Source organism: Caballeronia sp. Sq4a (assembly GCF_023170545.1).
Taxonomy (GTDB): Bacteria; Pseudomonadota; Gammaproteobacteria; order Burkholderiales; family Burkholderiaceae; genus Caballeronia.
Map to the genome: position 1 here is coordinate 15,508 of NZ_CP084254.1, position 20,822 is coordinate 36,329.

Genomic DNA, 20,822 nt, shown 5'->3' on the forward strand with positions numbered 1-20,822 from the left:
ACTCTCATACGAAGGAGGACAACGACCACGGAAACCCATACACTTATCCACAACCGGTCCCACTTCAGACCGGTCTCCACCCCGGCTCAAAATTCAATCGGCGCGGACAGATTGTCGTTCCAAGCTATGTCCATTCCTATCTTAATCTCGTCGCGGCTACGTCCCCGCCGAGTGGCCGACGCTCCACTTCCTAATTGGGCAGTGCGTGCTTGCGTAGCAGTGCCCTGATCGCATCGTCGACGGTCGACCGGAGCACTACTTAAGACCTTGCGGAAGCAGCGCGGCGAACGCTTCACTCAATGAGTAAGCGACCTCAGCTACATCGCGCTCACGAACGATTACCCTCAATTCAGCAGTAAGTTCGGCTTCAAGTTCAAGATCATTGAATCGGAGTTCGATAGGAGCCATCGTCTCTTCTCCTAATTCGATGCGTTGTTTCTCACTCGTGGTCACCAAGGTCCGACAAGGATTCTTCGAGCATGTCCGCCGCCTCCAGATGGAGCGGCACCACGGTATCGATTAGCAGTTCGCCGTTGAGCATCTTGCGTGACTCAGTAGAATCGCGCAAAACGTCGATCGCTGCCCGCAGAGCAAGCGCTGGAGTCAAATTGGACATGGTTCGTTTCCCGTGTTCAATCGCTCAGCCAGTTCTCGAGCTTGACGCCCGGATAACTGACAAAGTCTTTTGTGTTGTTCGTGACGAGGGCAACGTCGAGCGCGACCGCATGTGCGGCGATCAGCTTATCTAGGTGGTCCTTCTTGCGCTCGCGAGTTGCTTCGCGAATCGGGCCATAAGCCACCGCCGCCGCAGCATCGAACGGAGCCACCGGGATGTCCTCAATCAACGCGGCGAGGGTGCGGCGCTCTTTCGCCGGATTTGCACAAACGGCGACACCGTATTCCAACTCTGCATACGTGATAGCTGACATGACCACGTCGCCGACAAAGCACTCCGCGAAGCGTTTCGCCACCTGCTCGGGCTGGTTCTTCATTAGGTAGATGCACATATTGGTGTCCAGCATGAAGCGCGGCATTACAGGCCCTCGCGTTCTGCTTGTTCCTGCTCGCCTCGTCCCTGGGCCATAAAGTCGGGGCTGAACTTGGCGAATTTCTTCAACACACCGGCGAGCGGTCGGCGCGCCGGTCGGATGCGGATTTCATCGCCCACGCGTTCGATCTCAAGCTCAAGGTCGCTGCGCTCATAGGCGAGGTCAGCAGGGATGCGGACGGCCTGGGAGTTGCCGTTTCTGAAAACTCGTGTGATTTGCACCTCTTCCTCGTCTCGTGTGTACGATGGATGTACTATAATTGATCAACGAGTAAAAGTAAATACGCGTGTGTACACCGCTAGCGGTGCCTAGTGGTGCGCAGCCCCTCGGTTAAGCGTGTCGTTTTCTGATCGCGTGGCAAAGTCGTGATGCTGAGAACCGCACACGCGTTGCGGATAGCCGGCGTGTTGCCAATGAAGATTGTCCGCGCGCTCGACCACCCCCGAAAAAGTTGGGGACGCGAAGGCTCGCTGACGAATGTGCGCATCACAGCCGTCGGGGACCAAGTGGCGGTGCGATGACACAAGCCGCCAATGGGATGCGGAGACAGGTCAGTTACTGCTGGACTTCGAGCCGCAGCCGACTTGCGGCAGGGTCGCCTCTATCCTGACGCCCCGCGAAGAGCGCGCACGGGAAGACGCTGTCGATCTGTTCTACCGTGCACGCGCGCTCGAGGACGACGACCTCGACGCCGCTGAAGGAGCCTATCGTCAGGCGTTGGATCGCGTTCCCGACCACCGATGCATCATTGAATCTGGCTGCATCCTCGTTGACAGCGAGCGAATTCTAACCCCACGATGGCTGAGCACCAGTCCGAGTTGGCGGCGCTGCGAAAAGCGGGATACGACCCATCTCCCTTCTGGGACGATCCTACTATCCCAAGGATCTGCAGGCCGCGAAGCGCCTCGTCGCCTACTGGTTCCAAGCCGAATGTGCGCCAACGCGAACGCAGTGACCCTGTTACCGACGCTGACTAGACCACGACGCCCGACGCCCGCTACCTGTCAATCGGTATCAGCAAGGCCGGGGTGAACCGCACCGGATTTCGTGGAGGCTCCAACTCTTGAGACAATGGAGCTATGAACAAGAAGGTAACCAAATTTTCGCCAGAGATTCGCGAGCGTGCGGTACGTCTGGTGCGCGAGCAGCGTAGCGAACATCCGTCAATGTGGGCAGCGATCGAATCGATTGCACCAATGATCGGCTGCACGCCGCAGACGCTGCACGATTGGGTCAAGCGCGATCAGATTGATGCCGGAGAGCGCGAGGGCGTAACTACAGAAGAGCGCGAGCGCCTCAAGGCCCTCGAGCGCGAGGTCAAGGAACTGCGCCGTGCCAACGAGATTCTCAAGCTCGCGAGCGCGTTTTTCGCCCAGGCGGAGCTCGACCGCCGTTTGAAATCCTGAAGGCCTTCGTCGACCAGCATCGCGATACCTTTGGGGTCGAGCCAATCTGCAAGGTCCTGCAGATTGCCCCGTCGGGTTACCGACGCCATGCGGCGCAGCTCCGAGATCCGTCCAGGCGCTGCGCCCGCGCGAAACGCGACGATACTCTGCAACCGGAGATCCGGCGTGTCTGGCAGGCCAACATGCAGGTCTACGGCGTGCCGAAGGTCTGGAAGCAGATGAACCGGGAAGGTATTTCGGTGGCGCGCTGCACGGTCGCGTGGCTGATGAAGCTGCAGGGTTTGCGAGGCGCTGTACGCGGCAAGCGGCTTCGTACGACGATCCCCGATACGAGCGCGCCTCGCCCGCTGGACCGAGTCAACCGGCAGTTCAAGGCAGACCGGCCGAATCAGCTATGGGTTTCGGATTTCACATATGTCTCGACATGGCAGGGCTGGCTGTATGTGGCGTTCGTCATCGATGTATTCGCCCGCCGCATCGTCGGCTGGCGGGTCAGTTCCTCGATGACTACGGACTTCGTTCTTGACGCACTTGAACAGGCGTTGTACGCACGCCAACCAGGCGAGGACGGGACCCTGATACATCATTCCGATAGGGGGTCCCAATATGTCAGCATTCGGTACAGCGAACGGTTAGCCGAAGCGGGTATCGAGCCGTCCGTCGGCAGCCGTGGCGACAGCTACGATAACGCGCTGGCTGAAACGATCAACGGCCTGTACAAGACAGAGCTGATTCATCGGCGCGCCCCGTGGAAGACACGCGAATCTGTCGAACTCGCAACCCTGGAATGGGTCGCCTGGTACAACAACTGTCGGCTGATGGAACCACTCGGCTATATCCCTCCCGCTGAGGCTGAGGCACACTACTACAGGCAACTCCGAAGTGCCGCTGACATGCCGGCATTAACTTAACCCAACCGGCCTCCACGATTCCCGGTGCGGTTCATTCTTCGCACCGGTTGATCTTTTTCGGCCTGCGGCCGGCGAGGCGGCGATCGCTTTAGAAAGCCGCGCGTCCCCATCCAGAAGCTCGATGGCCACATACCGATAATGCACGTCGCGGCGTCCGTCTGCTTCCCAAAGGCGGTAAGCGCGCTCGCGAATTGCATGTTCCGTTGACGTGCCTTGCATTGGAGAGTCCTCGTCATTTCTGTTCAAAAGCGGCTCCCTCGTCCGTTTGCCTGTGCAATGCTTCGGGACGTGGGCCGACAGCCGATACATCGCGGGCGTCGCTTTACTCTGCTGCATCCACGCCGCGCGAGGCGCAAAGCCAACATCAAGATCGCTCGTATCGTCGGCGCACGACATAGCCCGATCGTCGCTTAAACCGCACACACAGCAGCGCCACCTCAATTCCTAGGCATCACAGCCTTGGCGATCTCCAAAAGAAGCTGACTCTGCTGATAGGGCTTGCGTAGTTTAGGAAGATTGGCCTCCGTTCCCTCGGGCAATTCCGCGTAACCGGTTGCGAGAATGACTGGCAAGGAAGGCCTTAGCAGCTGAGCAGCCTTCGCCAACTCTAATCCGGTCATTTTAGGCATCGAAAAGTCCGTGAGCATCACGTCGACCTCTCGGTTGCTGCGCAAGACTTCCAGCGCCGCTTGACCCGAGTTCACTTCAATCACGTCTTGCCCCAAATCTTGCAGCAGAAAGGACGTACTAGAAGAGATAAGCGGGTCATCATCAACAACCAGCACCGTCGCCCGTAACTCCGGTGCTTCCACTTGCGCATCATCGGGCGACGCTTCGGGAATGGCGATGTTGGCGGCTGCAAAAGACACGGGCAGCCAAATCGAAGCTCGCGTGCCCTGTCCAAATGTGCTTTCAAGCCGAAGCGCCCCATGCAATTGCCGTACGAGGCCGTGGACCATGGATAAGCCAAGCCCAGTTCCTTTACCCAGTTCCTTGGTGGTGAAAAACGGCTCCGTGGCCTTGGCCAGTGTCGCGGCATCCATGCCCGTGCCTGTGTCGGTTACCGTCACCCGGACATACTCTCCGGCTGCAAGTTCGCCGCCATCCATCGAATAAGCAGTGTCGACAGTGAGCGCAATGATGCCTCCGTCAGGCATAGCATCACGCGCATTGACGACAAGGTTCAAGATTGCCAACTCAACCTGATTCGCATCGACCATCGTGAATGGCAAATCCTTGGCAGTAGTCATTCTCAATTCGATTGCCGAAGTGAGCGACCGTTCAAGCAGGTCAATCATGCCGGACACCAATGCGGACAACTGTACGGGCTCGACCTTAAGCACTTGTTGACGCGCGAACGCGAGAAGGCGTTGCGTCAGAGCAGCACCTCGTTGCGCGCCTTTGAAAGCGCCGTCCACTAATCGACCGATCCGCCCATGAGATGGCACTTCCTTTTGCACCAGCTCCAGATTCGCCATGATGGCCATGAGTAAATTGTTGAAGTCATGCGCGATGCCGCCCGTGAACTGCCCGATCATCTCGAGTTTTTGAATTTGCCGTAGCAGTTTCTCAGTGTCTTCACGCTGTCGAATCTCTTCAAGCACGGTTCGATGGGCGCTTTGGAGTTCGGCGGTTCGCTCCAATACTCTGACTTCAAGCGTCTCATTTACACGTCGCAGCTGATCTTCCGCTGTCTTGCGCGAGGTGATGTCCGAGGACACTCCAACGAGCCGACATGCCTTGTCTTGACCGTCTAGTACAATGCGTGCACGGATGTCGATCCAACGCACTGATTGATCAGGCAGCACGACGCGATATTCAATAACGTAATCACAGCCCGTCTGCACACTACGCGTCACTGCGGCCTGCATCCGCGACTGATCTTCTGGGTGAACGCTCGCCAGGAGCTGCTCATAACTGAACCCATCATTCTCACCGCGCCCGAAAATCGCTTTGCAAGTTGCTGATGCCGTAAGCGTGAAGGTATCCAGATCCAGTGTCCAGGAACCAAGCTGCCCAGCGGTCAAAGCGGTCCGTAAGCGTGCTTCCCCTTCATGCAACTCTTGGATTCGCGCCCGAGCGTCGAATTGGCGACGTCGGCCGCGCACAGCAGTCTCGACAACACTGACGAACGTGGTGGGGTGAAATGGTCGCTCGATGAATGTCACGTTTCCGAGCGCGGTCGTCAACCGCTTTGCTGCAGCCCTGCGGTCGGTAGGCCCGCCTCGCCGAGTTAGCACAATGAACGGCAAATCAGACCAAGGCGGCTGCGAGGCTATCCATTGTGTAAGCTCAGACGTGTCGGCTCCCTGCAATGCTTCGTCAGCGACAATGGCACAACAGATGTCGTCGCTCAACTCCGCACAGATGAGCCGCGCGTCGGCGCAGGCCCTTGAATTGATCCCTGCTGCAGCCAGGAGTTCTTGCGCTACGCTCAGGTCCCGTCCCGAGGGTGCAAGAATGAGGGCCGGACATTGTTCGATTCCGGACATGCGGCGACTAGTCCCGTTCCGGCGTGAGGAGCGGCGCCGAATTGCCAACAAAGGTGGGCACTCCGCGCAACACGCCTTGAAAGTTTTCCAAAGGAGCGCCTAGCATGAGCCCCTTAAGACCAATGCCAAACTCCCTTATCGATTCCTCATGTGCACCGGTACGCTTCTTGATGACGGAAACGGCACGACGGACGCGGCCAAGCGCCTCGAAGTAGCGAAGCAGGATGACGGTGTCAGCCAAGTACGTCACGTCCACCGGTGCCTTCATGTCTCCGACCAAGCCATGTTGCGCGACTGTCAGGAATGTTTTTGCTCCCTGTCGATTTAGGTACTGAAGCAATTCGTGTATGTGAAGCACGAGCGCGTTCTCTTCGGGCATCGCCGCTTGATAGCCATTCAAACTATCAATCACGACCGTCTTTGCTTGCATACCGTCGACGCTTTCCCGCACACGATGGGCGAATTCACCGGGAGACAATTCAGCGGCATCTATTTGTTCAATATGGAGGGTTCCCGCCTCTTTCATGGCTCGCAGATCGATTCCCATCGGGCGAACGCGATCGAACAGCAGCCCAAGTTCCTCATCAAACACATACATCGCGGCGTTCTCGCCTCGCCGCACAGCAGCCGCGACGAATTGAATGGTGAATAAGCTCTTTCCTGTACCGGCAGGGCCAAGAATGAGAGTGCTCGACCCTTGTTCGACTCCGCCACCGAGAAGTGCGTCCAACTCCGCAACATCGCTTGTCATCTGAGTTCGCGCGAAACTGGTGCGATGTTCGCCGGCGACCAATCGCGGATAGACGGCTACGCCTCCCCTTTTTATTGCGAAGTCGTGGTAACCACCACGAAACTTCTGACCTCGGTATTTAAGTACTCGCAGCCGTCGACGCTCCGCTCCGTATTGCGGCGACATTTCCTCCAGCTTGATGACGCCATGAGCAACGCTGTGCACTGTCTTGTCTGAAGCTTCAGAGGTCATATCGTCCAGCAGCAATACAGTCGCATCGCGACCTGCAAAATAATGCTTAAATGCAAGGATCTGTCGACGATAACGCAACGAACTTTGCGCAAGCAGGCGAATCTCAGAGAGGCTGTCAATCACAACCCTCAGGGGCTTAACGCGTTCGAACTCCTCTAGAATGGCCTGCGTCGTCTCTCCTAGCTCAAGGTCGGACGAATAAAGCAATGTCTGTTGTTGTTCCGGGTCGAGCAAACTCTCCGACGGACTAACCTCAAAAATGCTTATCTCGTCTCCAAGCGTCCACCCATGCGAGAGCGCGCTCTTGCGCAATTCTGGCGCGGTTTCTGACAGGGTAATGTACAGGCAGGGCTCCCCCACTTCCGCGCCAGCCATCAAGAAGCGAAGGGCAATTGTCGTCTTGCCGGTTCCGGGGCTTCCCTCCAGCAGAAACACGTTGCCTTTGCTCAGGCCGCCCGCAAGGATGTCATCCAATCCAGAGACCCCCGTCTGTGCGTATCGCGAATCGGGGGTGTTAGCGTCCATCAGTAGCTCCGAGTTCCTTCATCGCTTTATACGGGAGACGGTATCGAGGAATTTGAGGTAGCAACTGCGCCAGCGATGCGCGGGCGTTGCGCAGCTCGTGTGCACACTGCAGTTCAAGCCAAAACATTGCCGAGATTCCGCATAGCGCTTCGAGCCTTACCGCCATTTCAGGCGTGACGCTTGCGCTTGCGTCGAAAATTCGATGTAGAGTCTGACGAGACACACCTAGGTCTCGTGCTGCTTGGCTGACTGAAAGCTGCAAAGACGGCAACACAAAATCCTTCAGAACGCCGCCCGGATGTCGGGCGTTGCGAAGATAAGGTACGACTTGCATGAACGGCGATTCAGTCATTGGTGTAACTCCCTGCGTGACACTTTGGTCAGCATAGCACGCTTTAACGCCGAACTACTTAATCGGGCAGGCAGTTCGGAGTTGGTAGAGGTTCAGGGCCGCCGATTGGAACTGATTGGCGTAGCCGACGGTTGAATGGCGGTACGTTGTAAACTCGAATGACTGGAAGTGGCCGGTTGATGAAGATCGCTCTCGAAGCGCCGCGCAACGGCGGCGACTGCCGCCCGAACTTCAGCACCCGACCCAGATCGGCCGTCAGCAGATTGCAGTCAGTGAGCCGGATTTCCGACCCGCAACGGGCACTCAGCCTTCTCCAAAGCGGCCGCTGGAAAGACCTCAATGCTTTGGACAGTCTCACACGTCGCGCCACAACGCTCACCTCCGCGCAACAGACCGTTCGCTTCAAACTGCACATTGCAGCGCGACGCATCTTATCCGCATATTTCCGCGCCGGCTTAGTGTCGGAGGGGCGTGGCCCGGTCATTCCTGGTCGCAGTGCACCTTGAAGTGCGTTAGCACGGCGGCCCCGAATGCATTGCTGATTGCGACATCGGCGGCATCGCGCCCGTATGCCATCAAAACACGTCCAATACGCGGCGCGTTGTTTCGCGGATCGAACGTCTGCCAGCTACCGCCCACGTAAGCTTCAAACCATCCCGCAAAATCCATCGGCGCGGTAACGGGCGGCAAGCCGACATCGCTGATATAGCCCGTACAATAGCGCGCCGGAATATTCATCGCCCGGCATAGGGTGACGCCCAGGTGGGCGAAATCACGGCAGACGCCCTTGCGTTCGCGGTACACGTCCCACGCAGTTTTAGTCGGTCGCGCATGCCCATAATCAAACTCGATGTGTTGGTGCACGTAGTCGCAGATTGCCAGAACAGTGTCGCGACCCGGCGTGCACTGACCGAAAATTTGCCACGCGATCTCGACCAGTAGATCGGTCTCGCAATAGCGGCTGCCCAATAGAAAAGTCAGCGTATCGTCGGGCAACTGCTCGACCGGATGCGCCCACCCGTCGATGGGCCGCGTCTCCATGGAATCTGACACATTCAGCAGCGCTGTGGTGCTCAATGCCACACGTCCGACAGGTGCCACGATCCGACTGCATAGGTTGCCGAACAAATCGCGATATTGCCTTATCGGCAGCGGCGGATCGGTGACGAGGACATCCGCCACAACGACATCTTTGGCGTGCGAAAAATGCGTGTTCAGCATCAGCATCATCGGCGTGGGCTGCAGGCACTCGTACCACAGTTCGTATCCGACGCGAAGTCACATGGATCCGGGATCCTCCGTAGTTCGCTGATTGCAGGTGCCGTTGGGCCTGGTATTCGGAGATGCAATGCGGCACAAGGCAACAAGGGATGCTTCCCGGGCTCATGCTCTCGGCAAAAGATAGTTGCCTACTGTCGTTGCTGAGCGGAATCTTGAAAGGGCGCTTTCTTGCCGGTTCAAAATCGGGGCCGACCGATGTTCATTTCCGTACGCGGGTGATCGTCAACCTGACCTTACCCCCGAAACCGGCTAGGCGCCGTCCATTAACACTTACTGAGTGTAGTGGGTCGGGAAACAGACATGCAGTCAATCGGCGGGACCGAGTAACACGTCGATTGCTGCTTGGCCGGCAATTTCGGCCACCAGATAGGCCCAACGCTCAGTAAAAGGTCCGTTGCGCAACGGGATGCGGCCTCCCCGCGCACCGAGCACTTCGAGGTTCGTGGCGCCCCTTATCTGAAAGGTCACATCAAAGGTGTTCTCGTCGGCAGCCGAAGTCAGTTCGATCTGAATCTCGAAGCCGCGGTATGCGATCGTTCGGTGCATGAAAGCCTCCCTTTAGTCTTCGGAGACTAACATGAGTCAGCATCGGACGGTCTACGCAACCTTTGGGATAGGTTCTCATGCATGCGCCACCACGGGTAATCAAATATGTACGTACCGGAACCTTCAGGACCGCAACAACCGATTTCGTGAATGCTTCTAGTCCTATACCGGTGCGTTAGCGCATTTGTTGAAGGACCTCGAAGCCGTCGAGGAACGGCCGGCAACCAGTGCAGACCGACGGCACGGCGCAGTGTGCCGTAAGCGGGGCGCGGGCCGCTCGCATCATCTGAAGCGTGTTGCAAGCCACTCTTGCGCCCACTTGGTCGCAAATTCGACGGCATCTGCGCGAAGGTCGAAGCCCCCGAGGTCACCGCTAATAAACACGTCGGTCGGGCTGCCATCCGCAGCGTGACCGCTGATGCGTGCGTGCGCCATGTACTCGCCGTCTGCCCTTCGGGGCGTCGGGTCAATGCGAAAGCTCGTCGGACTCGTTTGCATGATCTTCAACTGTTCTATCGACCGGTTCGAAAGGCGGGCGCGCTTGGGCCGTTGCATTCTGCTGGGTCGCTGCTTCCTGCACGCGATGGTTCGTCTGCTTGCCGAAGAACGCGCGGCTTCTTGGGCAAGTGTCGATCACTTCCTCTGCATACGCCGTGCAGGCGCGCCGTGCATCGCCCGAGCTCTGATACCCGCTTTGTGCGGGCAGCCTGAACACGCAACTGCGCGACTGACCGGTTTCCGCTTCCGGCTCTTTGATGCGCACGGCGGCATCGAAACCGTCCTCATAGTTGTGACCGTGACCGCACAAGGTCGGTTGGCGTGGAAAAACGAGCGGATAGATTTCCAGCCCCCGATATAAGCGAAAATTGACTGCCATGAGTGAGCCCTCGCGCCGTTCAGGCGCCAAAATAAGACTGTGTGATAAGTATTTTCGGTAACACGGACAGATCGACCGCATTGCACGGCCCAGACGAATGACGGAATTCGGTAAGATCGTCGAAGCACTGCTGGACGCCAAAGTGGCATTGCTGTCCAGTCGGCACGTCCCATCCTACCCGCTTCAGAGACTTTGTACAGCTAACTTTGACCGCGCAACCTGGGCTGATGTTAGATGGAAGCGCGCTCTGCTAGCAATTGACGGGCTATACTTAAGCATTCTCCGTAAGTCCGAAGAGACGCCTGTCTCTACCAATGGAGCGCCTATGTACCGCATCATTCCATTCCGCGGCTTCGAGATCCACGTCAGCCTGGCGGTGTCAGCCGAAGATCCGTATGACGTGACGTTTCAACTCAAAGGCGGCTCCAATCTTGGCGTGCTTGGTCGCGCCGGCCACAGCATCCAGATTCATAACGGTCCCTTTACTCATCGCTGGGCTTATTTCAATGCAGAGAGCGCCGGGCAGGCGGCAGTCGATACCTTTCTCGATGCGCAGCACGAGGCTTGACAAGCCGGCTTTGCATGGGCTTTATCGTCGCCGCTCAATCCTATTGGTCATGCATCCAATTATCTCGACGATCTCGCCCTCGGAGCTTCATACGTTGCATAGACCTCTCAATGAACGCTAACCTTGTCGAACTGTACGTAAGCCCGAATGGCGATAGGTGGCTGTTGGTTGCCGCAGCCAACGATCATCTCGTCGTTCGGCACGTTCCCAGCACCGCTTCAGGGGGGCGCTCATCAGATTTGTCCCTGTCGGCCTTTCTTTCCGCCGACGACGCAACGCCGCAGCAAGATGCGCTGCTTCGACTGATCAGCCGACTTGTCTTGCCGCTCGTAAGCGCCGGCTCAACTGTACCGGTACAGGTTCCCGCACTGCATCGACCGACTGCGGGTAACTTGCTTCTCACGGCGGCCCGTGTGAGAACCTTCGCCAGCGCACAGCATCTCACCAATGCAAGCGGCTTCTTCTTTGCCCGTGACCAGCGCCTCTTTCTCGTCACAAGCCGTCATGTAGTCAACGACGAACCTAGCAAGCACTTTCCCGATCGCCTCGAAATCGAGCTTCACGTCGATCTAAATAACCTAGGCGCGTCGACGTGGTTTTCGATGCCATTGTTTTCGGAAGGCCTCGCAATGTGGCGTGAAGGCTCGGACGACGGCGGCACGATCGATGTCGCGGTGCTGGAAATGCACAAAGCAAGGCTGCCATCAAGTGCCGTCTTCGAAGCTTTCACGCCTGAACATCTGCCGAAGTCTGGGGATGTCATGCCGATAGGCGCCTCGGTTCTCATTGTAGGATTCCCGCTCGGCTTTCACGACTCGCTCCACCATCTGCCCGTCGTGAGACAAGGCGTCGTTGCATCGGCTTTCGGTCTCCGCTTTCAGGGTAAGGGATGCTTCATTACGGATGCGCGAACGCATCGAGGGACAAGCGGCGCACCTGTGGTGATGAGCAAGCCGTTGAGGGAACAGTCGGCGACGGGTGAGAGATTGCCATGGACGCTTCTTGGCGTTCACTCATCCACCATTGACATGGGCGATCGCGACCTCCAGGTCGACGAGACGCTCGGCCTCAACAGCGCATGGTACGCGGACATTCTGATGACGCTCACGGAACATTGAGGCAATCGTTTCTTCCGGCGCCGGTAGCTACCTTCCAACAAAAGCTGCTCGAGCGGTTCGGCTCGCCATGACGACGGACGAAAAAACTCACCGGCCTTCCGAGGCGGCGCCGCTTCGAAAAGCTGCAGGGGGGCCGAGATAGCGCCGTCAGAGGCTTGCGGAATGGGCACGGGTTCACCATGTCGGCATCCGCGCGCCAGGGCTTGCATTCGTGGTGGTCCTTCAGCTGTCACCGGATCAAACCATGCCAGGCGCCCGACGTACTCGGCAAATTGCCTGCTTATCAATTGGGCACATCACCGAATCGGTTGCGATCGGCAAGGATACGATCTACGCGATTCCGCTTGGCAAAATGCTGTCGTTAATCGACGACCACGTTCGTCTGAAAGATCCCGAACCGCCCGGCTATCCGCCAACCTCGATCAATTTCCTTATGAGCTTCCGGCATAGTGAATGTTGTTCTACGGTCTCCACTCGTTGACGGAACTCACCCTGTCTGAACGCAAACGGAGGGTGAAACGGACGTGCGCCCCGTCGAGATGGCATGCCGCAGCCCGAGCCTCCTTCCTTTCTTAAGCGGTGCCGCCAGCCGACGTCGGCAACTGCCAAACAACGACGGAAACTATCTCTGGGAATAGCCCTCTCGCCACAACGTGGCACCGACGGCCACCAAAATTTGGGCGTCGCCTTCCTCTAGACGATCCCAGGCCGACGCCAGCCACTGCGCCAGTCCGTTGCACGCGTCATTCAACGTGACGTAGTCTCTTCCCTCAACGTTGAACTGCTCAAAGGTAGCAAGTACGTTTTCTTCTGTCGCCATGTCAATCCCCAGGGTGGGTCCCCACTCGACAAGCATAGCCGCGAGTTGCTTGAAATATACTGGACTGTCCGCGCGCACTTCTCGCACGCCTTCGTTACAGGATCTGCTGCACGGCCTATCACGGATGCAGTCCGGTTGTGACGACTGCCACGGGGCGCGAGCCCGAGCGACGCACATGACGTCGATTTCGCCGGCCGTCAACTGCCGTCCTGGGTCGCACGCGCCGGCGAAACGTAGATTGACTTCGAAAAAAGCGTCTCACCGCCCATCGATCGATCGAGTACACCGATCGCTCGGTTGAGCAGGCCGATCTCGGCGCCCATGCTACGCGCTTCACGCATATAGAAGTTCACGGCATCGAGTCCGTCAATGGTGCTGGCATCGCCTAGCGGTTGCCCCGGCCACCGAGCGAGAAGTACTGAATCGACCTCGGGCCCGCAGCTGTCCCTACGCGACAAAGTGCACCCGGTGCCAATGTGGACCACTTCGCTCCGAGCACGATCTGCGTGGAACTGCGGAAGTGTCGAAAGAAACTCCAGTAGAGGATACATTTGCCCTCCTGGGCGTGTGCCTGCGATAGGTTGGGGATCATCCAGCGCGTTGCAACGGCGGATATACCGATCATGCAGTCGCCAGGAGTTCAGACTTTTTCAACGCGACGATATTGCCCGCTTTGCAGGAGTCGCTCTGCTTTACTCCGTTGCGAAGGCCGAAAGGCAATCGTTGATGAGGTCGCAGACTGCCGCGGACCCGCTCATAGCCACGCTTCCGTGACCGCTAGCGATGACATGTGGGTTCTCGCCGGCTCTGTTCAGCCGCTGAAACGGTTGCCTATATCGACTTAGAGCAGACCGCCGTAGCACTGCGCGTCACCTTGCCGTCTAACAGCAATGATCGGACACTTGATTCACCGGTAGTCGACCCCGTGTTTTCGGGAAGAAATGACTGGCAGGACGAGCTGACTATATTGTCTGACGCATCGGACATAGATGTGCCGTTAGATCGCGCCGATGTGATCGCGGCCCGTCGCGCAGCGCGGGTGTCGACTGTACCGACAGCAAAAGGGCCGGTAAACCGGCCCTTGAACTGCGTTACAGCGGCGAGATATTCGCGGCTTGCATGCCTTTCGGGCCGCGCTTTGTCTCGTAGCTTACTTTCTGATTTTCTGCGAGCGTCTTGAAGCCGTCGCCTTGAACTTCCGAGAAGTGCGCAAAGAGATCGTCCCCACCAGCATCAGGGGTGATGAAACCAAAGCCCTTGCTATCGTTGAACCACTTAACTGTACCGGTATCCATGAGAATTCCTTGAAAAAATAAGAGCTCGCGAGCGGAGCGACAAAAACTTCAAGGAAGAAGAGAGGACAGCGAGTACCGCGCCGACGACGCGAGTAATGGTGATCAGCAATCGAGCTTCTTGAATATTTCGTTGTTCACAATATAGTGCTGGCGTGGCTTTGTCAAAGCTTTTCGGGCCGGCTCCCAGTTGAACTGCGGCGGGGTAATTGCGCCCTAATGACGAAGCGATTACCGATCGGCCCTTGACATGCGGAAACCTGCCGTGAGCCGTTGCAGCCCCAAGCCGAAACGCGCACGCACGTGCCGGCGCGGCAATCGTCCTCCCGAACGCATGATGGTTTCAAACTCGGACGGTTGACGAGTTGACCGCTCAACACTTTGGGCCGTTTAGGCGTCTTCTAGCGGTCTTCATGCGAACCCCAAGTTCGCGTTCCCATGTTTCCCGCCGAATGCTGTCGTTGCTGTTCTCGTTAGCCAGATACAAGACGAGCCATCCACCAAGGCCAACACAGTAACCGTCATCACTATCATCGAAGCACCTTTCAGTAGTTGCGGCGCCGGCGTCGCACTGCCACACGCATGAGAGCCACGCGACCAGCAGGCCTCTCAGCAACGCCAAGTCAAAACATGACGCGAGGCACCTACCAATGCCCGTCCGCAGCTTTAGTCTCGCTTGTTTCGGTGCCATTCCACAAAGCCAGGCAGATGGCTCGCATTTAGACAATAGGACCGCTAGGACGGCGACTGCGGCACGCAAGTCCACGTCGGTCGTGTCCCACACGAACATTTAGATGGCGCCTAATGCTTCTCGCCGTCGCTCGCTGGAACAGAACACGCTCGATGCCGCGGTAGTTGCGAAACATCACAGGCCCCTAAGGCTGGTCATTGCCTAGGCGCTTGGTGGTAGCGTAGTTATTACTTTGCTCCGCTCACGACAACCTTTGACACGGGCGACGGATCGGAGCGTCCGCACCGTATCGCGTTTTTGCTTCGAGCGATGAGCGCCCATTTCTTCGATCAAGTGCGCAAAGCCTCGAAGCCCACGGTGCACGGCACCTTTTTCATTCTCGTTCATCAAACTTCCTTGAGCATGCACATAGCTCATTATGCGCGCGCGGTACGAGGGGCGCGTGATTATTGCTGTAATGTCCGAGAGGACGCCTGTCACGGCGGGTCAAAAGGCGCCACGAGCATCGTCGCCCTGGCGTCGTGCCGGTCGAGACATGAATGACACGAGACAGGAATGCCCTCAACACCGCACGCGCTGGAAAAATTCGGCATTCTAACGGTTGAGACAACGTCCCGGACAGGTCTTGCTCGGCCAAACTCATCGCCCGATACGTTCCGTCTCGTATTGCGCAGGCTAGTTGCGGGTATGAATGCAGGTGTTCGGACGCGTCCGGCCCCTAGGCAAGCTCACCAATGAAGCGGAGAAAGGTGGTGCCACCTGTTCGGACAGGGTCCCGAGATTCTTAAGTGGAACGTCCAGGGCGATCATGCTGCCGATTTGATCGCTGGCAGCGTCGCGAAGTATGCGTCATCGGGCGTTTGATCCGCCAGGCTCGAATGAGGACGTTTGCGGTTGTACAGCTCAATGTACTGGCCAATGGAGCATCGCGCGTCGCTGACCGACTCGTAGGCTCTCAAATAAATCTCTTCGTACTTGATGCTGCGCCACACTCGCTCGACGAATACGTTGTCGCGCCAGGCGCCTTTGCCGTCCGTCGAGAGCCGAATGCCTCGGCCCAACACCGCCTCGGTGAAGACTCCCGCCGTGAACTGGCTGCCCTGATCGGTGTTCACGATGTCGGGGTGCCCATAGCGCGCGAACGCTTCTTCCAGCGCTTCAACGGCATGCATTGCCTCCAGCGTGATCGCCACGCGGTGCGCTTGGATCTTGCGGCTGGCCCAGTCCACCACCGCCGTCCTCCTGCGCGTCCAGATCGCGCATTTAAGGGATTGCTTTCGCATCCCGGATACATGATGAAGCCGCGCAACAGGCGAAAGCCTTACCTAGGTCAACGGCTAAATGCATCCCTCATTCCCGCACCGCAGCTCTCACAAAAGTGGAACGAGCGTTGCTAAAACGAAGGCCTCTCATTTTGATACCAGTCTTGCGTCAGCACGCTGCGCAGCGTAAGAAAATCGTTCGTCCCCCAACGAGCCGTTGATATGTTCGTGCATAACAAACGCCTGCAATACACCGTCCGCGTGGCCGCCCCCAATCCCGGGCTCGCCAATCTGATGCTGAAGCAGTTTGGCGGTCCCCAGGGCGAGCTGGCCGCCGCGATGCGCTATTTCACGCAAGCCGTCACCGAAGACGATCCGGGCCGCAAGGACATGCTGTTCGATATTGCGACCGAGGAACTCAGTCACCTTGAAGTGATCGGCAACATTGTCGCGATGCTGCACAAAGGAGCGAAGGGCCAGCTGGCCGAGGCGGTGCAGGAAGAAGCAGAGTTGGTATCGTTGTCTGACCGGAGCCGGCAATGACTCGCACATTACGTCGCTCCTTTACGGCGCCGGCGCTCCCCTGACGAACTCCGCCGGGGTACCGTGGACAGCAGCCTATATCGACACCATCGGCGAGCCGACCGCCGATCTGCGCTCCAACATCGCGGCGGAAGCGCGCACAAAGATCGTCTATGAGCGGTTGATCAACGTGACCGACGATCCGGGCATCAAGGACGCGCTTGGCTTCCTCATGACCCGTGAAATCGCCCATCAAAAGGGGTCGAGAAGGCGCTGCATTCGATCCAGCCGAATTTTCCGCAAGGCAAGCTGCCGGGCACGCCGGAATTCGCGAGCGTCTACTTCAACATGTCGAAGGGCGACGACATGCGCGGCCCCGGAACGAAGGCGGCGACTGGGAGTTCGTTGCCGACCCGCAACCGGCCGTCGATGGTGGCGACGGCACAGCGACCGTCCAGGTGACGCAACAGGACGTCGAAACCCTGCAGGCAATGGCCGCACGGACCGCATCCGACCCGGCCAGCGATCCGTTCACTGGCGCGGATCTCGGCTCCGGCCAGGCCAAATAACACCTCGCCTCGAACGCCCCGCCGGTGCCCACCGCAGAAGCCGGCGGGGCGGCGGAATCCTCCCGCCAAACAAGCGGGCCGATCAGCCAGCTTTCCGCTTGGAAAACCAGGAATACGTCGCTTTAAAACGAACGGTTGGATTCAAATTCTAGTAGCCCTTATAACATGCAGGTTTGTGCATTTTTTTAATTATTTCATGTGGTAAATAAAATAATCAGTTAAGATGACAAGCTGATTAGCCATGATCATTCGCGCGTGGCTCCCAGGAGGTCGCCATGAGCGAAACGTTAATTGGCTGCATCGTCGCTGGCGCCGTCGTATTGATTGCACTCCCTGCAATATTAAAACACTACATTCGCGAGCGCGAACGTGATCGCGTTCTGCAGAACCTTAGAGAACAAATGGCTGCTTCAAAAGGCGTAACCAAGTAATCTTAGCCGGTCATCAAACTCATATGAACGTCAATGCGCTTGGAAGGAAAGACCTTTGTCACATCGAGACGATTCTGACGATTTTGGAAACATCGCAAAAGGCGTACTCCGTCAATTGCTTACTCAATCGACCCACGTACTGGGAAGAAGGCATTTGCGAGGGAAATACAGAGGCCGATATATCGGTAAGGGGAAATAAAATTATCGACCGCCTGGCGGCGATTTTTCAGTAGTCGGGCTGCTATGGCGACGACCCTTGGCAAGCTGTCGCTTCGCGACAGACTCGATTGGCTGCTGCTGGCCATTCATTCCGGCCGATACGGGCAAGCGGTTAATACCATCAACCCGGAACTTATCGAGCACTACATCGCTGCCACGCGTATGCCGGGTGCTTATCGATACGGCCGGTTAAGGGCGCGGCATCTTGCGGACGACCTCGTCGAACTCCGTGAACGCGGACTGCTCGCCCGCAGGTCAGCGAGGAACGTGGAAGGCGGCGCTTCGTTCTACTTCTCCTACAGTCTGACCGGAGCCGGGGCGGCCGAAGCCTATGCGATCAAGACGCGCGACGGGCGGGAATGACACTTTCAGCTAATGCCAAGAACCGGCGCAAGTCCAAGCCCGACGGCGTCTACAGACCGTGCTCGCCTATGGGGCTGTTGATTTGAATGTTGTGATTCATAGACACCAATTTCTACCAACGCCGACTAACTGGGGCTGCGTATAAAAGAAGTGAAAATCTGAACCAGACCCTTTTCCTCCAAACTCATGGACTTTCTTTCAAGTGCAGACCTGGGGATGACCGTCGCGTTCGTCAAGAAATTTAATGTCGTTGCTTTTATAATTCTATGCCACTCTCGATCAGAGAGGTTGACGTTCCATGCCCGACAACGCGATTTCCAACGAACTCATCTATCAGGTTGTGAAATCGATTTGACCTGCCCCGGTAATCTGAGACCGAATTGATCTAGGATAACGGCGCATCCATACGGAGCGCGTCATGAAGAAGAGTCGATACAGCGATGAGCAGATTGTTCGGATCTTGCGGGAGGCCGACAGTGCGCCAATTGCCGAGGTGGCCAAGCGACACGGTGTCAGCGACGCATCGATTTACGCGTGGCGCAAGCGATTTGGCGAAATGGTCAGTGACGACGTCAAGCGATTGAAGGCATTAGAGCTCGAGAACAACCGACTGAAGAAGCTGGTGGCGGAGCGCGACCTGGAGATCGAGGTCATGAGGGAGATTTCCGCAAAAAAATGGTAAGCGCACAGGCGCGCCGCGAGCAAGCCCGCTATGCCATTTCGCGCGGGCTGAGCCAACGACGCGCGTGTGCGCTGATTGACGTCAGTCGCGCCAATCTCGGTTACGTCAGCATCATGCCGGGCAAGAACGGCCCAATCGTGGAGACGATGCGACGCCTCTCGGGTGACTATCCCCGCTTCGGCTCGCGGCGCATCCGCATCATGCTGGCTCGCGAAGGGATCGTCATCGGCAAGGAGCGGTGCAGCCGATTGTGGGCGCAAGCCGGTCTTCAAGTGCCTCGCAAACGACGCCGACGCCGCATTGCCGGTTCGCGTCCCCGGCCGCTTGCTCCGAGCGCTCGCAACGCCGTATGGAGTTACGATTTCGTCTTTGACGCATGTGCCAACGGCCAGCAACTAAAGTGTCTGACGGTCGTCGACGAGTACACGCGTGAATGTTTGGCCATAGATGTGTCTGGCTCGATCCGATCGGCTAGAGTCATTGATGTGTTGAGCAAGCTGATCAGCGTTCACGGCGCGCCTCGCTATATGCGAAGCGACAACGGCCCCGAGTTTGTCAGCGCAGCGTTGCTCAAGTGGGTGATATCGGAGAAGATCGAATCGGCGTTAATCGATCCCGGCAAGCCGTGGCAGAACGGCACGAACGAAAGCTTCAACGGTAAGTTCCGTGACGAATGTCTTGCCATGGAATGGTTCCGCAATCGGATTGAAGCCAAGATCGTGATTGACGACTGGCGACGGCATTACAACGAGGTTCGACCGCATTCGAGCCTGAACTACGACACGCCGCTGGCGTACCGCCAGCGCATAGAAAGAAATTCAACTCAAGCCGTTATTGCTAGAACGCAGTGGTCTTAGAAAAACGGGCAGGTCAGATTCAGCAGCAATTTTTTATTGTGCGAGAAGACCTCGAACTGATGAAACCGCGGCTTTTATCCATTGAACAGCGCTCGAGCCGGGTTCACACTGATATGGCTCATTAGTCCGTACGTCTAAATCGCATTGACACGCGCATGGGACGGGTCGAAGACCGATTAAATTTCGGCGAGCAGTCGCGATAAACTTGCGCGAACTACCGGTTGTTTTCCATAAGAGACATATCACATTGTTGTATCAATGGGTTAGCGCTGTTCTTTTAGCGTAGACTGTGGCTTTCTTGTTAATTAGTCGAGCCTGAACAATCCTCGAAGCCTTATGGTGCAAGGCTTCGCGCTCTGACTGGAGTTGAGGGAATTGCAGGAAGCAGGCATATTAACGCGTAATTCCTGCATTTTTTAACGAGGTGCGGATGGGTCCGAAGGCGCCTGTGACGGAGGGAGATTTCTTCCGGCAACCGCTGCGTGAACAGATCAATTTGAAGCATCCGTTGGTCGGTTTGGCCGATCTGATCAACTGGGACCGATTGGGCGCGTCGATGAGCGAGAGCTTCGTATCGCGCAAAGGGAGACCGGCCACATCCCCAAGGCTAATCGCCGGCTTACTGTACCTCCAGCACGCGTTCGACCTGTCCGACGAGGAAGTCGTCTGGCAATGGGTGGAGAATCCGTATTGGCAGGTTTTCACTGGCGAGACGTACTTGCAGACCGAAGCGCCGATTAATCCGTCGAGTCTCACGCGCTGGCGTAAGCGTCTGGGCGAAGCCGGCGTCGAAGAGTTACTGGCCGAGACGATCGAAGCCGCCAAGCGTGCCGGAGTGATGAAAGCCTCAAGCGTGAAGCACGTGATCGTCGACACGACGGTCATGCAAAAAGCGATCGCCCATCCCACTGATTCACGCTTGCTCGAGCGGTGTCGCGAACATCTGGTGAAGGCGGCGGCGCGGCACGGATTGAAATTGCAGCAGAACTACAATCGTGTTTACGCCG

The 20,822-nt window shown here is 57.3% G+C and carries 21 protein-coding genes, 4 pseudogenes and 1 other annotated feature; of the genes and pseudogenes, 9 read left to right on the top strand and 16 right to left on the bottom strand.

Translation table 11 applies throughout. The annotated features are described in order from the left end of the window. Window positions 1-255 precede the first annotated feature (255 nt). The 4 genes from LDZ24_RS27645 to vapB are packed head-to-tail and all read right to left on the bottom strand — an operon-like array spanning window position 256 to window position 1,270. Complete coding sequence (locus LDZ24_RS27645; RefSeq protein ID WP_248324894.1) at window positions 256-408, bottom strand: hypothetical protein; 153 nt, start codon at window positions 406-408, stop codon at window positions 256-258. A 31-nt stretch (window positions 409-439) separates the two neighbouring features. Then, window positions 440-616 (bottom strand): hypothetical protein, encoded by a 177-nt coding sequence (locus LDZ24_RS27650; RefSeq protein ID WP_248324896.1) that lies wholly within the window; start codon window positions 614-616, stop codon window positions 440-442. Between the two features lie 16 nt (window positions 617-632). Further along, window positions 633-1,034 carry a type II toxin-antitoxin system VapC family toxin gene (locus tag LDZ24_RS27655; protein ID WP_248324898.1) on the bottom strand — a complete coding sequence of 134 codons (402 nt, stop codon included), beginning with the start codon at window positions 1,032-1,034 and terminating at the stop codon, window positions 633-635. Then, the gene (gene vapB, locus LDZ24_RS27660) at window positions 1,034-1,270 is read right to left on the bottom strand and encodes a type II toxin-antitoxin system VapB family antitoxin (protein WP_248324899.1); all 237 of its coding nucleotides are present in this window, start codon (window positions 1,268-1,270) and stop codon (window positions 1,034-1,036) included. The genes LDZ24_RS27655 and vapB overlap by 1 nt, the downstream gene beginning before the upstream one ends. A gap of 555 nt (window positions 1,271-1,825) precedes the next feature. Between vapB and LDZ24_RS27665 the strand changes: the two are divergent. Together LDZ24_RS27665 and LDZ24_RS27670 are read left to right on the top strand one after the other, a co-directional pair. Continuing rightward, a pseudogene (locus LDZ24_RS27665) lies at window positions 1,826-2,004 on the top strand (DUF4148 domain-containing protein); the annotation flags it as partial. Window positions 2,005-2,128: 124 nt separating this feature from the next. Further along, window positions 2,129-3,366 (top strand): IS3 family transposase gene (locus LDZ24_RS27670; protein WP_248324902.1). Its coding sequence is split into 2 segments (ribosomal slippage): window positions 2,129-2,420 and window positions 2,420-3,366, totalling 1,239 coding nucleotides; the frame shifts between segments, so codons are not numbered across the junction. Further along, window positions 2,410-2,526: a sequence feature (AL1L pseudoknot), on the top strand. (Overlaps the previous gene by 117 nt.) Here LDZ24_RS27670 and LDZ24_RS28240 read toward each other — a convergent pair. The 8 genes from LDZ24_RS28240 to LDZ24_RS27705 form a co-directional block, all read right to left on the bottom strand. After that, window positions 3,358-3,762, bottom strand: coding sequence for a DUF2934 domain-containing protein (locus tag LDZ24_RS28240; protein WP_371747519.1), 405 nt, complete (start codon window positions 3,760-3,762; stop codon window positions 3,358-3,360). The two genes, LDZ24_RS27670 and LDZ24_RS28240, sit on opposite strands and share 9 nt — an antisense overlap. A 41-nt stretch (window positions 3,763-3,803) precedes the next feature. Beyond that, window positions 3,804-5,858, bottom strand: coding sequence for a response regulator (locus LDZ24_RS27675; protein ID WP_248324904.1), 2,055 nt, complete (start codon window positions 5,856-5,858; stop codon window positions 3,804-3,806). Window positions 5,859-5,865: 7 nt separating this feature from the next. After that, window positions 5,866-7,365: an ATPase domain-containing protein gene (locus LDZ24_RS27680; RefSeq protein WP_248324906.1), complete on the bottom strand. Its 1,500-nt coding sequence runs from the start codon at window positions 7,363-7,365 to the stop codon at window positions 5,866-5,868. Continuing rightward, window positions 7,355-7,717 (bottom strand): HigA family addiction module antitoxin, encoded by a 363-nt coding sequence (locus LDZ24_RS27685; protein ID WP_248324908.1) that lies wholly within the window; start codon window positions 7,715-7,717, stop codon window positions 7,355-7,357. Before LDZ24_RS27685 ends, LDZ24_RS27680 begins: the two co-directional genes overlap by 11 nt. Window positions 7,718-8,197: 480 nt before the next feature. Then, window positions 8,198-8,947, bottom strand: a complete 750-nt coding sequence (locus tag LDZ24_RS27690) for a transglutaminase family protein (protein ID WP_248324910.1) — start codon at window positions 8,945-8,947, stop codon at window positions 8,198-8,200. A gap of 357 nt (window positions 8,948-9,304) precedes the next feature. Beyond that, window positions 9,305-9,544, bottom strand: a complete 240-nt coding sequence (locus LDZ24_RS27695; protein WP_014253392.1) for a hypothetical protein — start codon at window positions 9,542-9,544, stop codon at window positions 9,305-9,307. Window positions 9,545-9,826: 282 nt separating this feature from the next. Continuing rightward, window positions 9,827-10,042 (bottom strand): hypothetical protein, encoded by a 216-nt coding sequence (locus tag LDZ24_RS27700; RefSeq protein WP_035970473.1) that lies wholly within the window; start codon window positions 10,040-10,042, stop codon window positions 9,827-9,829. Then, on the bottom strand, window positions 10,011-10,421 hold the full coding sequence (locus tag LDZ24_RS27705; RefSeq protein ID WP_248324912.1) for a hypothetical protein: 411 nt from the start codon (window positions 10,419-10,421) through the stop codon (window positions 10,011-10,013). The genes LDZ24_RS27700 and LDZ24_RS27705 overlap by 32 nt, the downstream gene beginning before the upstream one ends. Before the next feature lie 325 nt (window positions 10,422-10,746). On the opposite strand from LDZ24_RS27705, the gene LDZ24_RS27710 reads away from it, so the two are divergent. Next, window positions 10,747-10,989 (top strand): hypothetical protein, encoded by a 243-nt coding sequence (locus tag LDZ24_RS27710; protein WP_248324914.1) that lies wholly within the window; start codon window positions 10,747-10,749, stop codon window positions 10,987-10,989. A 368-nt stretch (window positions 10,990-11,357) separates the two neighbouring features. Continuing rightward, complete coding sequence (locus LDZ24_RS27715; protein WP_248324926.1) at window positions 11,358-12,107, top strand: trypsin-like peptidase domain-containing protein; 750 nt, start codon at window positions 11,358-11,360, stop codon at window positions 12,105-12,107. 622 nt (window positions 12,108-12,729) lie between these two features. Here LDZ24_RS27715 and LDZ24_RS27720 read toward each other — a convergent pair. The 4 genes and pseudogenes from LDZ24_RS27720 to LDZ24_RS27735 all read right to left on the bottom strand — a co-directional run. Beyond that, a complete protein-coding gene (locus LDZ24_RS27720) occupies window positions 12,730-12,927 on the bottom strand; it encodes a hypothetical protein (protein ID WP_033537232.1) in 198 nt (65 codons plus the stop codon). A gap of 197 nt (window positions 12,928-13,124) precedes the next feature. Next, a complete protein-coding gene (locus LDZ24_RS27725) occupies window positions 13,125-13,280 on the bottom strand; it encodes a hypothetical protein (protein WP_160297420.1) in 156 nt (51 codons plus the stop codon). Between the two features lie 738 nt (window positions 13,281-14,018). Next, window positions 14,019-14,222 carry a cold-shock protein gene (locus tag LDZ24_RS27730; RefSeq protein WP_008345092.1) on the bottom strand — a complete coding sequence of 68 codons (204 nt, stop codon included), beginning with the start codon at window positions 14,220-14,222 and terminating at the stop codon, window positions 14,019-14,021. Window positions 14,223-15,716: 1,494 nt separating this feature from the next. Further along, window positions 15,717-16,145 (bottom strand): annotated as a pseudogene (locus LDZ24_RS27735) (transposase); the annotation flags it as partial. Between the two features lie 249 nt (window positions 16,146-16,394). On the opposite strand from LDZ24_RS27735, the pseudogene LDZ24_RS27740 reads away from it, so the two are divergent. The 5 genes and pseudogenes from LDZ24_RS27740 to LDZ24_RS27760 all read left to right on the top strand — a co-directional run. Then, a pseudogene (locus LDZ24_RS27740) lies at window positions 16,395-17,263 on the top strand (manganese catalase family protein). 275 nt (window positions 17,264-17,538) lie between these two features. Beyond that, on the top strand, window positions 17,539-17,694 hold the full coding sequence (locus tag LDZ24_RS27745; RefSeq protein WP_248324916.1) for a hypothetical protein: 156 nt from the start codon (window positions 17,539-17,541) through the stop codon (window positions 17,692-17,694). 243 nt (window positions 17,695-17,937) lie between these two features. Continuing rightward, window positions 17,938-18,276: a hypothetical protein gene (locus LDZ24_RS27750; protein ID WP_087129147.1), complete on the top strand. Its 339-nt coding sequence runs from the start codon at window positions 17,938-17,940 to the stop codon at window positions 18,274-18,276. Window positions 18,277-18,694: 418 nt separating this feature from the next. After that, window positions 18,695-19,815 (top strand): IS3 family transposase gene (locus LDZ24_RS27755; protein WP_248324918.1). Its coding sequence is split into 2 segments (ribosomal slippage): window positions 18,695-18,953 and window positions 18,953-19,815, totalling 1,122 coding nucleotides; the frame shifts between segments, so codons are not numbered across the junction. Window positions 19,816-20,245: 430 nt separating this feature from the next. Next, a pseudogene (locus LDZ24_RS27760) lies at window positions 20,246-20,812 on the top strand (transposase); the annotation flags it as partial. Between the last annotated feature and the right edge of the window lie 10 nt (window positions 20,813-20,822).